At 34.1% G+C, this 14,763-nt stretch carries 12 protein-coding genes; 8 read left to right on the top strand and 4 right to left on the bottom strand.

The features are described 5' to 3' along the window. The first annotated feature begins 14 nt into the window (after positions 1 to 14). On the top strand, positions 15 to 1,178 hold the full coding sequence (locus AC1EU5_RS04485) for a sigma-54-dependent transcriptional regulator (protein ID WP_480191165.1): 1,164 nt from the start codon (positions 15 to 17) through the stop codon (positions 1,176 to 1,178). A gap of 51 nt (positions 1,179 to 1,229) precedes the next feature. On the opposite strand, the gene AC1EU5_RS04480 is transcribed toward AC1EU5_RS04485, so the two are convergent. Both AC1EU5_RS04480 and AC1EU5_RS04475 read right to left on the bottom strand, forming a co-directional pair. Continuing rightward, positions 1,230 to 1,796, bottom strand: a complete 567-nt coding sequence (locus AC1EU5_RS04480; protein ID WP_480191164.1) for a hypothetical protein — start codon at positions 1,794 to 1,796, stop codon at positions 1,230 to 1,232. A gap of 199 nt (positions 1,797 to 1,995) precedes the next feature. Continuing rightward, a complete protein-coding gene (locus AC1EU5_RS04475) occupies positions 1,996 to 2,388 on the bottom strand; it encodes a flavodoxin family protein (protein ID WP_480191163.1) in 393 nt (130 codons plus the stop codon). A 119-nt stretch (positions 2,389 to 2,507) separates the two neighbouring features. Here AC1EU5_RS04475 and AC1EU5_RS04470 point away from each other — a divergent pair, with 119 nt between their 5' ends. Genes AC1EU5_RS04470 through AC1EU5_RS04460 form a run of 3 tightly spaced genes read left to right on the top strand, consistent with a single transcriptional unit; the run spans position 2,508 to position 6,286 of the window. After that, positions 2,508 to 3,368, top strand: a complete 861-nt coding sequence (locus AC1EU5_RS04470) for a PPK2 family polyphosphate kinase (RefSeq protein WP_480191162.1) — start codon at positions 2,508 to 2,510, stop codon at positions 3,366 to 3,368. Continuing rightward, positions 3,365 to 4,747, top strand: a complete 1,383-nt coding sequence (locus AC1EU5_RS04465; RefSeq protein ID WP_480191161.1) for a M20/M25/M40 family metallo-hydrolase — start codon at positions 3,365 to 3,367, stop codon at positions 4,745 to 4,747. Before AC1EU5_RS04470 ends, AC1EU5_RS04465 begins: the two co-directional genes overlap by 4 nt. Beyond that, positions 4,748 to 6,286: a bifunctional metallophosphatase/5'-nucleotidase gene (locus AC1EU5_RS04460; RefSeq protein ID WP_480191160.1), complete on the top strand. Its 1,539-nt coding sequence runs from the start codon at positions 4,748 to 4,750 to the stop codon at positions 6,284 to 6,286. 63 nt (positions 6,287 to 6,349) lie between these two features. On the opposite strand, the gene AC1EU5_RS04455 is transcribed toward AC1EU5_RS04460, so the two are convergent. Next, positions 6,350 to 8,590 (bottom strand): TonB-dependent receptor family protein, encoded by a 2,241-nt coding sequence (locus AC1EU5_RS04455; RefSeq protein WP_480191159.1) that lies wholly within the window; start codon positions 8,588 to 8,590, stop codon positions 6,350 to 6,352. A gap of 215 nt (positions 8,591 to 8,805) precedes the next feature. Here AC1EU5_RS04455 and AC1EU5_RS04450 point away from each other — a divergent pair, with 215 nt between their 5' ends. The 4 genes from AC1EU5_RS04450 (at position 8,806) to guaB (ending at position 13,453) form a co-directional block, all read left to right on the top strand. Continuing rightward, positions 8,806 to 9,525 carry a hypothetical protein gene (locus AC1EU5_RS04450; protein ID WP_480191158.1) on the top strand — a complete coding sequence of 240 codons (720 nt, stop codon included), beginning with the start codon at positions 8,806 to 8,808 and terminating at the stop codon, positions 9,523 to 9,525. A gap of 71 nt (positions 9,526 to 9,596) precedes the next feature. Then, on the top strand, positions 9,597 to 9,824 hold the full coding sequence (locus AC1EU5_RS04445) for a FeoA family protein (protein ID WP_480191157.1): 228 nt from the start codon (positions 9,597 to 9,599) through the stop codon (positions 9,822 to 9,824). Continuing rightward, entirely contained in the window at positions 9,821 to 11,782 is a 1,962-nt protein-coding gene (gene feoB, locus AC1EU5_RS04440) for a ferrous iron transport protein B (protein ID WP_480191156.1), read from the top strand. Before AC1EU5_RS04445 ends, feoB begins: the two co-directional genes overlap by 4 nt. A 195-nt stretch (positions 11,783 to 11,977) precedes the next feature. After that, positions 11,978 to 13,453: an IMP dehydrogenase gene (gene guaB / locus AC1EU5_RS04435; protein WP_480191155.1), complete on the top strand. Its 1,476-nt coding sequence runs from the start codon at positions 11,978 to 11,980 to the stop codon at positions 13,451 to 13,453. Here guaB and AC1EU5_RS04430 read toward each other — a convergent pair. After that, complete coding sequence (locus AC1EU5_RS04430; RefSeq protein WP_480191154.1) at positions 13,450 to 14,691, bottom strand: MauE/DoxX family redox-associated membrane protein; 1,242 nt, start codon at positions 14,689 to 14,691, stop codon at positions 13,450 to 13,452. The genes guaB and AC1EU5_RS04430 overlap by 4 nt on opposite strands. Positions 14,692 to 14,763: the final 72 nt, after the last annotated feature.

The raw sequence follows: 14,763 nt of genomic DNA, 5'->3' as shown, positions 1-14,763 counted from the left end.
TTTAATAATAGAAAATGAGCAAAATTCTAATCATAGAAGATGAAGCGGCAATCCGCAGGGTACTACGAAAAATAATTACTGAAGAAAATAGCAGCTATGAAGTAGAAGAAGCTGAAGATGGTCTTAGCGGCATGGAACTCATCAAGAACAATGATTATGATTTGATATTATGTGATATCAAAATGCCTAAGATGGATGGTGTTGAGGTGCTAGAAAAAACGCAGAAGATAAAGCCAGAAATTCCTATGCTAATGATCTCTGGCCATGGTGATTTAGATACTGCTGTTAATACCATGCGTATGGGTGCATTTGACTATATTTCAAAACCACCAGATTTAAACAGGTTATTGAATGCTGTTCGTAATGCTTTAGATAAGAAGAATCTGGTAGTTGAAAATAAGCAACTAAAGAAAAAAGTTAGTAAGAATTATGAAATGGTGGGTGATAGTGATGCCATTACTCATATAAAAGATATTATAGAAAAAGTAGCAGCTACAGATGCCCGTGTTTTGATTACTGGTCCTAATGGAACAGGTAAAGAATTGGTAGCACATTGGTTACATGAAAAGAGTGAGCGTGCCAAAGCACCTATGGTTGAGGTAAATTGTGCAGCAATACCTTCTGAGCTTATAGAAAGCGAGCTTTTTGGTCATGTAAAGGGATCTTTTACAGGTGCAAATAAAGATAGAGCAGGTAAGTTTGAAGCAGCAAATGGAGGTACCATTTTCTTAGATGAAATTGGTGATATGAGTCTTTCTGCCCAGGCTAAGGTACTGCGTGCGCTGCAAGAAAATAAGGTTAGTAGAGTAGGTAGTGATAAAGACATCAAGGTAAATGTGCGTGTGGTAGCAGCTACTAATAAAGATTTAAAGAAAGAAATAGCTGAAGGTAGGTTTAGAGAAGATTTGTATCACAGATTAGCAGTTATTTTAATTCAGGTACCGGCATTAAATGACAGACGAGAAGATATACCTTTATTGGTGAGTTTCTTTACAGATAAGATAGCCAGTGAGCAGGGTACTGCAGTGAAATCTTTTTCTGATAAGGCCATTAAAAAACTGCAAGAATATGACTGGACAGGTAACATTCGTGAATTACGCAATGTAGTTGAACGTCTAATCATTTTAGGTGGTAGTGAAGTCTCAGAAGATGACGTGAAGCTGTTTGCTAGCAAGTAATCCTTTATATTAGATCAAATTTTATTGCCATACATTTTAGTTGATTAGACTTCAATTCAATGCAAACGAAAACCCAACAGCTGCTGCTCCAGTGACCTGTTCCAATGATGGATGGAAATAGTAGGTGAAAGCAATATCAAAATTATGATTGCGCCCTATGGCCAACCCTACACTAAATGGAATATGAAAAAATACACCACTATCATCTATATTAACACTAGGGGTAACTGTTTCAAACGATCCAATAGAAGCACCTATGCCACCTTCAAGATAAGGGGCTACCCAAGGTATGGGAGCCAAAACACGCGCCTTTCCACCTAGCATAAAAGCACTTGCTTTTGTTTTAAAACCTTGATTTGACTCATTACCAGAAGTAAAGATCAATCCTGCATAGGGTCGTACTCCAAACCACTTTGTGATGCCAAATACGTATTCTCCCTGAGCGAAAAATCCTGAACTATAAATATCTATGTCATCGTATGAAAAGCTCTGTCCGTAACCTATAGATGCATCAATAGATTTTCCTATTCTAGGTTGTGCTTCAACCAGATTTGAGAAAAATAATAGTGTAATTGAAACAATAAATAATTTTGAAATTGGTAAAGTTTTATGGGTCATTCTGTGTCGTATTTTTTCTTTTAAACCTAAATTTTTTCAATAAATCATTACGAACGAATATATTAAAATCTGTTAAGAATTTTACCTAATAATATTTCTAAAATTATCGATTAACATCATAACTTCATTTGAAATTTTGCCGTTTTCAATCCAAGCATGCATATCACCAAGATAGTTCATCCCTAAGTAATTGGCTGATTCAATAAAACGGCATATTAAAACCTTGAACTAAATCATTTGCATTATTGATGCTCACCATAGCCATATTCTTACCTCTTAATTTTCTTCCTAAAGTTTTTTCAATGGTAAGCAGATCAGAAATTCTATCAAAAAACACTTTCATAATTCCGCTCATACTATACCAATACACTGGTGTTGCAAATACGATGGTTTCGTAATTTGATAGAATTCTTTTTATCAGTGGCAAGAAATCGTCATTCTTATTTTTGTGCTCATAGTCAAAGTAACTTATATTAAATTCATTGAGATCAATAACATCAAATTGATTTTTAACATTCAAATAATCAATGACTTTTTTTGAATCACCGTCACTTCTTGAGCTCCCAAGTATAATTACTGCTTTTTGTTCCATACTATAAAACAAAGAATTTTTTACTTGACATAGCACAGATTGCAATAGATAAATTCAATCTTACTACTTTAAAAAACTATATAGAGAATTAGTATATTTAGCCTCCACTTAAATTTGATATGAATACAGACAATTATAAGGTTACTGAAAAGGTAAAGCTAAAAAAGAGCGTTACTAAAGAAGTAGATGACTCCGCTAAGAAAAAATTAAGAAAGCTAAGAAAGCATATAAGTGAATTACAAGATACCATGTATGCACATGGTAAATACAGTATGTTAGTATGTTTACAAGGAATGGATACTGCAGGAAAGGATAGTTTGATACGGGAGGTGTTTAAAGATGTGAATGCTCGAGGAGTTGTAGTACATAGTTTTAAAGTGCCTACAGAAAGAGAATTACGCCATGATTATATGTGGCGTCATTATATTGCTTTACCTGATAGAGGTAAGATAGCCGTTTTTAATAGAACACATTATGAAAATGTATTAGTTACCAGAGTACATCCTGAATATATTTTAGGCGAGAATATACCGGCTGTAAAGAGTGTTAAAGATCTAGATGATGCCTTTTACCATAAGCGTATGGAGCATATTAATAATTTTGAACAATATTTGGCTGAAAACGGTACTATTATTGTCAAATTCTTCCTAAATATTTCAAAAGAAGAACAGGCATATAGATTGTTACGACGAATCAATCTAAAAGAAAAAAACTGGAAGTTTTCTTCAGGCGATATGAAAGAGCGAAAGCTATGGGATCAATACCAATTCTGTTATGAAGATTTACTTAATAGAACTTCTAAAGAGCACGCACCATGGTATATTATTCCTGCTGATGATAAACCAACAGCAAGATTGATCGTGGCCCAAACTATTTTGGAAACTTTACAGCAATACAAAGATATTAAAGAGCCTGAATTAGAGTTAAAGACAAGAGAGAAATTAGCGACATTTAAAACGCAATTAGAAAGCGAAATATGAAAAGAATAGTTAGTATTTTTATTTTATTGATTTCAATTACCGTTATAGGTCAGCAGAATCAGGCTGATTCTATTCAATTACGAAACATATACACCGAAGCCCTTACAAAAGGGCAAAGCTATAGATGGTTGAGTTATTTATCGAGAAATATTGGTCATCGTTTAGCAGGTTCAGAAGGTGATAAAAAAGCAGTAGCTTGGGCAAAAGCTGAATTAGATAAATTAGGATTAGATAAAGTTTGGACACAAGAGGTAACTGTTCCGCATTGGGTACGTGGTGAAAAAGAAGAAGCCTATATTCAATCTAATTTCGGGAAATTTGATGTAGCCATCACTGCATTAGGGGGTTCTATTGCTACGCCACCTCAAGGCATTATAGGAGAAGTAATAGAAGTAAAAAGTTTAAAGGAAGTAGAAGAATTAGGTGATAAGGTAAAAGGAAAGATTGTTTTTTACAATAGGCCTATGCCGCCAGAAAAAATAGTTACTTTTAGAGCTTATGGAGCAAGTGTAGATCAGCGTTATAGTGGGGCACGAGTAGCCGGAAAACAAGGTGCTATTGCGGCCATAGTACGCTCAATGAACTTAACGGTTGATAACCATCCGCACACAGGTACAATGAGCTATGGAGAAAATGCTGAAAATGAAAAAATACCCACAGCTGCAATTAGCACAAACGGTGCTGACCTTCTGAGCAAATTGCTTGAAGAACAAGAGAAATTAAACCTGAAATTTTTCTTTAAGCAGAATAGCAAAACCTTGCCGGATACAAAGTCGTACAATGTTATTGGAGAAATAAAAGGTTCAGAAAAACCTGATGAAATTATTTTGGTAGGTGGTCATTTAGATTCTTGGGATGTAGGTGATGGTTCACATGATGATGGTGCTGGAGTGGTACAGTCAATGGAAGTGGTTCGTTTATTCAAAAAATTAAATATCAAACCTAAGAGAACCATTCGTGTGGTATTATTTGCTAATGAAGAGCATGGTCTTTCAGGAGCTAAAGAATATGCAAGGCTGGCTACTCAAAATAATGAAAAACATTTAGTGGCTTTAGAATCTGATGCTGGAGGGTTTACCCCAAGAGGATTTGGTTTTACATGTAATGATGCTAACTACGCACAAGTGAAAAGTTGGAAATCATTATTTGAACCTTATAACATTCATATTTTCGCTAGAGGTGGAGGAGGTGCAGATATTGGACCATTGAAAAAAGAGGATAATGTATTACTAGGATTGCGTCCTGACTCACAACGTTACTTTGATCATCATCATACGGAGACTGATACTTTTGATAAGGTCAATAAACGGGAGTTAGAATTGGGTGCGGCCAGCATGACGGCTATTCTTTATTTATTCGATAAATACGGTATTAAATAGATGAAAGCATTCAAGATATTCTTTCTTTCGTTTTTAATTGTACATATAATAGGATGTGGAACAACACAACCTACAACAGATACTTCTGCAGTAGTTGATGATGGCAAGATCAGCTTTACTTTTTTACAGCTAAATGATGTTTATGAAATAGCGCCCTTAGAAGGAGGTAAAGTAGGAGGTATGGCACGGGTGGCGAACCTAAGGAATCGATTAAAACAAGAAAATCCAAACACCTTCACCTTTATGGCAGGTGATTTTTTGAATCCGTCATTATTAGGAACTGTAAAGTATGAAGGAAAGAGAATCCGTGGTAAGCAAATGGTAGAGGTGATGAATGCCATGGGAGTTGACCTTGTAACTTTTGGTAACCATGAATTTGATCTTAGCAAGCATGATCTTCAGCAACGATTAAATGAATCTGAATTTGCATGGACATCCGCCAATGTACGTCAAAAAGTTTGCGGTACTACCTATCCTTTTTACAAAGAAAAAAATGGAATTAAAGAATTTGCTACAGATACCCATATTATTGAAACTACTGATACCGATGGTACTACTGTGAAAATTGGTTTTTTTGGTGTATTACTCCCTTCAAATCCAACGAGCTATGTTGAATATACGGATATGTTTGAGCAAGCGCAACGAGCTTATAATACCTTAAAAGGAAAAGCAGACATTATTTTTGGATTGACACACGTAAAGATTGAACAAGACAAAAAAATTGCAGAGATGCTACCTGAGCTACCTTTGATTATGGGTGGGCATGAACATAATAATATGATGGTAGAAGTGGGTACTACAAAGATAGCTAAAGCAGATGCCAATGCAAAAACCGTCTATGTGCATAGAATTAATTATGAAAAAAAGACAAGGCAATACAGTTTAACTTCAGAATTAGTACCTATTAATGATCAAGTAGATGAGGACGAAAAAGTGAAAAAAATTGTTAGCAGGTGGAATGAAATTTTGGAAACACAAATCAAAAAGATTATTAAGAATCCTTATGAGGTAATTCATGTAGCAAAAGAACCATTAGATGGTAGAGATAAACCTATAAGAAGCGAACAAACTAATTTAGGAAAATTGATTGCACGTTCAATGGCTTATGGGTTTGAAGATAAAGTTGATACGGCTATCATAAATGGAGGTTCTATACGTATAGATGATCAGTTAGAAGGTAATATTACCAGCCTAGATATATTTAGAGTGCTACCTTTTGGTGGAGGTATTTTAAAAGTTGACCTCAAAGGAAGTTTACTGAAAGAAGTTTTGGATTATGGAAAATCAAGTGCAGGTAAAGGAGCCTATTTACAGCACTACTTAATTGAGAGAAATAACGATGAGTGGTTTATAAATGGTAAACCTATTGATCCTGAGAAAACATATACCATAGCTTTTACAGATTATCTTCTAAAAGGCTTTGATATTCCTTTCTTAAAACCTGAAAATGAGGGAGTATTATCCGTATATACTCCAAAAGAGAATGAGTTAGGTATTGACATTAGAAAAACTGTCATTGCTTATCTAAAAAACTTATAAAAAACACCCTGCAATTTTAATTGAATAAATTGCAGGGCATTCTTATCTTTTTTTATCTATCTTTTAGAAGACAAATTGTAATCCAGCATAGGCACCAAAAGGATGTCCTGGCCTCAGTCCAGCTGGGACTCTTGAAGCTACATATGTTTCATCAAATAAATTAATAATATTAGCCGTTACACTCAAGCTATCTGTAAAGTGGTATTTTCCAGAGAAATCAACAATAAAATTGTCATCTACTAACTCATTATCAGGAATACTACCTTGCCCTGCTTGAGTTCTAAATCTTCCGTTAAACCTTCCATTTAAGTTTAATTCAAACTTCTTGTGTTCAAGCGATATACCTGTATTAAATTGATGTTTTGTTATATAAGGTAGTTCATCACCTTGACTTACTTCACCCCATAAATCTTCATCACTACCAAAACTATTTTTAAATTCTGTATCAGTAAAAGTATATGCAAATGATATAGGCAGTTTAAATTTAGTACTCTTTGAAAGAAGATCATAATTCAGCAATAATTCAAGTCCGCTTACTCGTACTTCTCCAGCATTAAATTGATCTAAAGAGCCAGTTCCGCCAGTAGCTGCAAGATCACTGCCTAAAAGATTTTCATAATCATTATAAAAACCTACTATTTCACCTTTTAAATTACCAAAACCAAATCTGGTACCTAATTCATAATTAATACTTTCTTCAGGTTTCTCATCTGGTTGATTACCTGGAGGTGAAAATCCTTTGTGTACACCACCAAAAAATAAGGTGTTTTTGCCAATTTTATAACTCATTCCCATACCAGGAATGATAACATCAACATTATTTTCTCTTACTGCAAGATCGCTTCCAGATCTTGTTGGGTCATCCCCACCGAAATTTTCTCTTTCTAACGATATATTTTCATATCTAACTCCAGGAGTAAAGGTCCAATTTTTGTATTTTAACTTATAAGTAGCAGATGCAGCAAAAGCCTTTGCACTACTAATTCTGTTGGCATTAGAACCAGGTTCACCTGCATTTACAAGAGATAATTGCTGGTTGTTAATAGCATAATCATCTATCCATTGAAACCTGTCTTCTTCATCATAGTGATATCTAAGACCAATTTCTATATCATGAAAAAAGTCACCCACATACCAATGGTAATCAAATTTTGTCTGTACTCCTCTTGCCGTATAAGCTCTATTATTAGCTCTAAGATTCATAAAATCATCACCATCAGAAGAAATTTCACCTCGAGCAAAACTTATATAATCAGCAAATCCAGTTGGGTTACCAAAGATATTTCCTATGGATTGACGACTACCATTGAATGTAATAAAGTCTGCTTTGTACCAATTACGCTTAAAGTAATTGTTATATCCTGTTGTTGTAATTCTAAAATTTTTTGAAAAATCTACTGTATATGTCAACATAAATTGACGGTGCAAATTGGTCATAAGGTCATTATTTGAACCGGCATACCTAGAAAAAGGATTTGAAGCAAAATCTTGATCGGTTAATCCTAAATAGGTCTCATTAGATTCCTCATCTGAATATTGAAATTTGCCTTCAAAAACATGTTTTACTTTTGCTTTAGGAAAAATACGAACACTAAATTTAGCTAAAAAGTCATTTTTATTAAAACCTGTATCACCGTCTAATGGTAAATCTTTAAAACCATCAGATGTGAAGTTTAAGTACTCAATCAGGTACCCAAAAGTTGTGTTTCCGCCTCCTAATGTTGCATGAAGCTGAGTAGAATTGAAACTACCATAACTTGCTCTTACATTTCCATTTAATTTCTCAGGAATTTGTGTAGAGATCATATTGATTGCTCCTCCGGTTGTGAATGGTCCAAATTGCACTTGACTACTGCCTTTGAGAACTTCAACGGCTTGCATTCGAGCAATAGTAGGAAAATAATATGCTGATGATGCACTATAGGGTGCGGGAGCAGCTAACACTCCATCTTCCATCACGGTAATTTTAGCGCTACGTTCTGGGGAAGTACCCCGCAAACTTATATTTGGTCTTAAGCCGAAACCATCTTCTTCATAAATGTTTACTCCGGGAACTGTTCTGAGGGCTCTATTAACATCGGTAAAATTATATTTTTTTAGTTCTTTAGGAGCAATGTAAAAAGCCGATCCGGTTCTATTTTGAGCAATATACTTATTGCCAAATATAACATTGCCTTTTAGAATAACTTCATCTAAGTTTTGAACGGAGTCTAAAGAGGTGTTTTTATTTTTTGGTGTGATTTGCTGAGCGAAAGCTACTTTTGTAAAAAGTATTAAGAATGTTAATTTGAGTAAGCTATTCATTTTATTTAGACTAATTATAAATAATAAACCATTTCGCTTGCAAATGTAAGTGGCAATTTTCAATTCACAAAGCTTATTTAGAATAAATAAAAATAATTTTTTATTGAAAGATGATTATCAATATGTTATGTAGAGTAATTCTAAATAGTTAAAATTTTGTTTTCTGTTTTTCACACTTTAGCATTTGTCGTATTTTTATACAAAAGAAAACTAGTATGTTAACTCCGGTAAACTTAGAACAGAAATTACTTCTAGAAAGACAGAAGGAGTTAAAGAATGAGGATATTTTAAGCTGGGTAGAACGGATTTTTATAGATCTAGATCATACACGAGTTCAAACATTGCAAAAGCTGAAGTCTCTTTCAGATGAGCGAGAAAACTATTTTAATATAGATTTAGTTGAGACCGATAAGATCTTTCATATTGATCAAATTAGAAAAATATGTATTGACTACAGACTACGGTTTTTAAGTACACAATTTTTTAAAGGTGATTACCCAGAAGAAGCCATTTCTAAAATTTCCCAATTAGAAAGAGCGCACAATACAAAGCTTTCTGGGTTTAAGATCATAGCACCCTCAAAGCTTTTTATACTTAAAAAAGCTGATGACCCTATCCTTTGTGCACCAATGGGTAATGGCTACTATTATTTAATCCATAAATGGGGGAAGGACTTGCACCCGCTACGGAAATTAAAAGTATGGCCGACAAAAAATGTAGGAAATCTGACCTTCTTCACACTGATTTGCTGTGTTCTTTTTACACTTTTAACACAAGATTTTATTTTTAATAATAAAACCGCACCAGTATACAGCTTATTGTTATTTATGTTTTACTTTAAGTTTGCTGTTGGATACATTCTTTTTTATGGCATTGCCAGCGGTAAAAACTTCAATGAATTTATCTGGCAAAGTAAGTACGATAAAGTACAATAATATTCACCATCTTAATTAGATTAATTCTAAATAATACTGTATTTTTGGAACCCCAAAAGTACAGTTGATTCATGAATGCTACCATAGCTGACTTAAAAAAAGGAGAAAAAGCTATTATAAAATCTATCACCAGAAAAATGGTACCTCTAAAGCTCATTGAAATGGGTTGTATTGTAGGTAGCGCAGTAGAAGTAATTCAGTACGCTCCATTTAATGACCCTTTATATTTAAATATAAACGGTACCTATTTGGCCATTCGAAAAAAAATTGCCCAAAAAATTGAAGTGGAACGACTATGAGTGAGCAGCTGAAAGTCGCTTTAATTGGCAACCCAAATACAGGTAAAACTTCATTATTTAACAGATTAACTGGTTTAAATCAAAAAGTTGGCAATTATCCTGGTGTTACAGTTGATAAGAAAACTGGTGTAAGTAAGCTTTCAAAAACTGAAAAAGCCACCATTATTGATTTACCGGGTGCCTATAGTTTAAATGCCAGTTCCTTAGATGAAGAAATAGCAGTACAAGTACTTTCTGATAATTCAAATGAGAATTATCCAGATGTGGTGGTGGTTGTGGCAGATGCTGAAAATTTAAAGCGTAATCTATTACTATTCACCCAAATCAAAGATCTGGGCTTGCCTACCATTCTTGCTATTAATATGCAAGATCAAATGAAGAAAAAAGGGATTTCCATAAACATAACTAGCCTTGAAAAAGATCTCAAAACCAAAATTGCTCTTATAAGTTCCAAACAGAATAAAGGTATCACAGAATTAAAGGATGAGATTTTAGCATATAAAAGTTTGTCATTAGAGCCTTGTTTTTTAAACAAAGATGGAATTCTAGACAATAAACAAAGCAGTGCTAAGCACAGAGAAACGATAAAACGGTATCAATTTTTAACGAAGGCTTTAAATAAGTCATATTTGGTAGATAGAACGCAAGCTTCTGACTTAAGATCAAAGCTAGATGCTATTCTCATTCACCCTGTATTAGGATATATTATTTTCTTTTCTATTCTCTTTCTCATATTTCAAGGATTATTTTATTGGTCTGAAGCTCCAATGGATTTCATTGATGCTTCTTTTGCTTCTTTGAGTGAGTGGGTAAAAGCAAATTTACCAGAAGGAATGTTTACCAACTTATTAGCAGAAGGTGTAATTCCGGGTATTGGAGGAGTAGTAATCTTTATTCCACAGATTGCCTTTCTGTTTTTAGTATTGTCAATACTTGAAGAAACCGGGTATATGAGCAGGGTCGTTTTTTTAATGGATAAGATTATGAAACGCTATGGCTTGAGCGGTAAGAGTGTGGTGCCATTGATCTCAGGTACTGCCTGTGCTATTCCGGCAATTATGGCTGCTAGAAATATTGAAAGCTGGAAAGAGCGTTTAATTACCATTTTAGTAACACCATTTACTACCTGTTCTGCAAGAATTCCTGTATATGCTATTATTATCAGTCTTGTCATTCCTAATGAAAAGGTATTAGGCGGTTGGGTAAACCTACAAGGAGTAACATTGATGCTACTATATCTTTTAGGTTTCGCTGCAGCTATTGCATCAGCATATGTTTTGGATAGGGTGTTGAAAATAAAATCTAAGTCATATTTCGTTATTGAAATGCCTGACTATAAATTACCACTTTTCAAAAATGTGTTGTTTCATGTGTTAGACAAAACAAAGGCATTTGTTTTTGAAGCCGGTAAGATCATTTTTGCGATTTCTATTTTGTTATGGGTACTAGCATCCTTTGGGCCAGGTACTTCTTTTAAAAATGCCGAGGAGCTAATTAAAAAGGAATATGCTGAATTACCTCCACAGGAACTCGAAACTAAAATTGCATCCTATAAGTTAGAAAATTCATATATCGGTATTTTAGGAAAAGGGATTGAACCAGTTATAAGACCTTTGGGGTACGATTGGAAAATAGGCATCGCTTTGATTACTTCTTTTGCCGCCCGCGAAGTATTTGTAGGCACCCTAGCAACCATTTACAGTGTAGGTTCAGAAGAGGAAATCCCTATTAAGAATAAAATGCAAAAAGAAGTACATGCAAAATCAGGGAAACCCGTTTACAATTTGGCTTCAGGTATTTCTTTATTACTATTTTATGCCTTTGCCATGCAATGCATGAGTACATTGGCTATTGTTAAAAGGGAAACTAATAGTTGGAAATGGCCTACATTTCAATTGGTAACAATGTCAGTTTTTGCGTATATTTCAGCTATGATAGCCTATCAGTTTTTAAAATAATGGAATTGTTACAAAGCATACTGGTAATACTTACAGTGCTATTAGCGCTATGGATTCTCTATTCCAAATTCTTTAGAAAAACAAAAAAAGCAAATGATTGTGGTAGCGATGATTGTGGATGTTAAGTTTTGATCTTCATAATTCTATTCGATTAAAAAAGAGTATATTTGCTCGCAATTAAATTCTAATTGCATCATGAAATCCCACCAATTAAAGTTTGTAGGCGAAGGCCTAACTTATGACGATGTACTTTTAGTTCCTGCATATTCTGAAGTACTACCTCGCGAAGTCAATATTCAAACTAAGTTTACCAGAAATATTTCTATAAATGTTCCTATTGTATCTGCTGCCATGGATACAGTTACAGAATCTGCTATGGCGATTGCTATGGCTAGAGAAGGTGGTATTGGAGTGCTACATAAGAACATGAGTATAGAGCAACAAGCAGCTGAGGTGCGCAAGGTAAAAAGAGCTGAGTCTGGTATGATCATAGATCCGGTTACTTTACCAGTTACCGCTAAAGTATTGGATGCAAAACGCAATATGGCGGAGCATAAGATAGGAGGGATTCCAGTGGTGGATGATTCGGGTGTGCTTATAGGTATTGTCACCAATCGTGATCTTCGCTTTGAAAAGAATAATGAGCGTGCCATTTCTGAAGTAATGACAAGTGAAAATTTAGTAACAGCAGGTGAAGGTACTTCGTTGTCAGATGCTGAAGTGATTCTTCAGAAAAATAAAATTGAAAAATTACCTGTGGTAAATGGCAATAATAAATTAATCGGATTAATCACATTCAGAGATATTACCAAACTCACTCAGAAACCCATAGCTAACAAAGATAAATATGGCAGGCTTAGAGTAGCTGCTGCTGTTGGTGTAACTGCCGATGCCCTTGATAGGGTAGAAGCATTGGTAAATGCTGGTATAGATGCAGTGATTATAGATACAGCTCATGGTCATACCAAAGGAGTTGTTACTGTATTAAAAGAAGTTAAGAAAAAATTTCCTGAGTTAGACGTAGTCGTTGGGAATATTGCTACTCCGGAAGCAGCCAAATACTTAGTTGAAGCTGGAGCGGATGGTGTAAAAGTTGGTATTGGACCAGGCTCTATATGTACAACTAGAGTTGTAGCAGGTGTTGGTTTTCCACAATTCTCGGCGGTATTAGATGTGGCTGAAGCTATCAAAGGAAGTGGTGTGCCTGTGATTGCTGATGGTGGTATTCGTTATACTGGAGATATTCCAAAAGCTATTGCTGCAGGTGCAGATAGTGTAATGTTAGGATCATTATTGGCAGGAACAAAGGAATCACCTGGAGAAACGATTATTTATGAAGGGCGTAAGTTTAAATCATATAGAGGAATGGGCTCTGTTGAAGCCATGAAACAAGGCTCAAAAGATCGTTATTTTCAGGATGTAGAAGATGATATTAAAAAATTAGTGCCAGAGGGTATTGTTGGGCGCGTACCTTATAAAGGTGAGCTTGTAGAAAGTATTCATCAATTTGTTGGTGGTTTACGCGCAGGTATGGGGTATTGTGGAGCAAAAGATATTCAAACGCTAAAAGATTCAGGTAAGTTTGTAAAGATTACAGCTTCGGGTATTCATGAAAGTCACCCACATGATGTAATGATCACCAAAGAAGCACCTAATTACTCTAGGCGTTAATCATTACAGGTATAGTACTCAAAATCATCTTCTTCAATTGGAGTAATAAATTCTAAAAACAAGAGTTTATTTGTTTTTTTCTCTGGTATTAATTGAAGTAAGGTTGGTGATGTATTTAATTCATTTCTGTCAATTAATTTAAATAATGGTAGGTTAGTAGATACAAAATAGCGTTTCTCTTCCTTATTTTTGACTTTGCAAAAAAGCTTTGTTATTTTTTTGAAAACTCTTTTTTCCGGAATCATTGGAACTCCCAGTTCATTCGATGCCCAATAATCTAATGAAAGAATTTCTTTATCCAATAGATCACTTTGATAGATAACATAATTTGATAATTCAAAATCCGTTTCTTGATCTATCGATTTACCTTCTGAAAAGATATAATAATTGTCAATTTTTCCTGAATAAAGCGAGAAACTCAAGTAAGAATCCCAATACCCAAAAAAGTTTAATGCCGGAAGTAACATTAAAAAAATGATAAATACATTTAAGTAGTTACTAGAATTAGCTTCCAAAAGTTTAATATGTTGTTTTGATTTATAAAACAATAAAACCACAGCAACGGTCATAAAGATATTCCAAGGAAGAATGATGTGGTTATAATTCATGCCCAATGGGCTCACATAGGCAATAATGAATAAATGTATAAGAATAACTATCAAAATTCCCAATTTTCTTGTTTTTGGAAGTATTAATAATGATCCTGCTATAATTTCAATAATAGGAAATAAAAAACCTATAGATTTAAGTAGTGAAATTAAGGAAGAGTCATTGAGTTTAAAAAGATACAGTGCAAAACCTTCCACGATGAATTCGTTAAAATTTGGATTTAGTTTGTGAATACCACTCCATAAATAGATACCTATAAACAGTATTTGAAGATAATTGAGTATTGATTTCGATTTACTCTTAAATAAAAAGGAAAATAAAACCAAAGTATAAATATAAACCCAAGGTTGCCATCGCATTTGATCTAGTGTAAGAAAAATAGCTAGAATAATGAATAACCCTATAATATACATTCTACTTTTTAATAACATCACGAAAACCAGTGAAGCAAGTAAGGCGTAGTATAATAGTTTGTCTAACGAATTGCCTAATTCGATAAAATCTCCTAATAATGGTATAGTAGGAAAATTTCTATAATGTGTCCATAGGTTAGAAGACATTAAAATACCAATGATAAAGAACAAACAGGTAATGACTTTTATCTTCTCAAGGATTTTATCTTCTGTCATGGGATAGCAAATTAGATTGGCAAATATAATTTTATTACTGCACTGTAAAAGGTTAACTATATTTGCATCTAC

It is taken from the genome of Maritimimonas sp. 2405UD52-3, from assembly GCF_056591715.1.
Note: the sequence above shows the minus strand (reverse complement) of the source record. Positions and strands in the feature narration are given on the sequence as shown.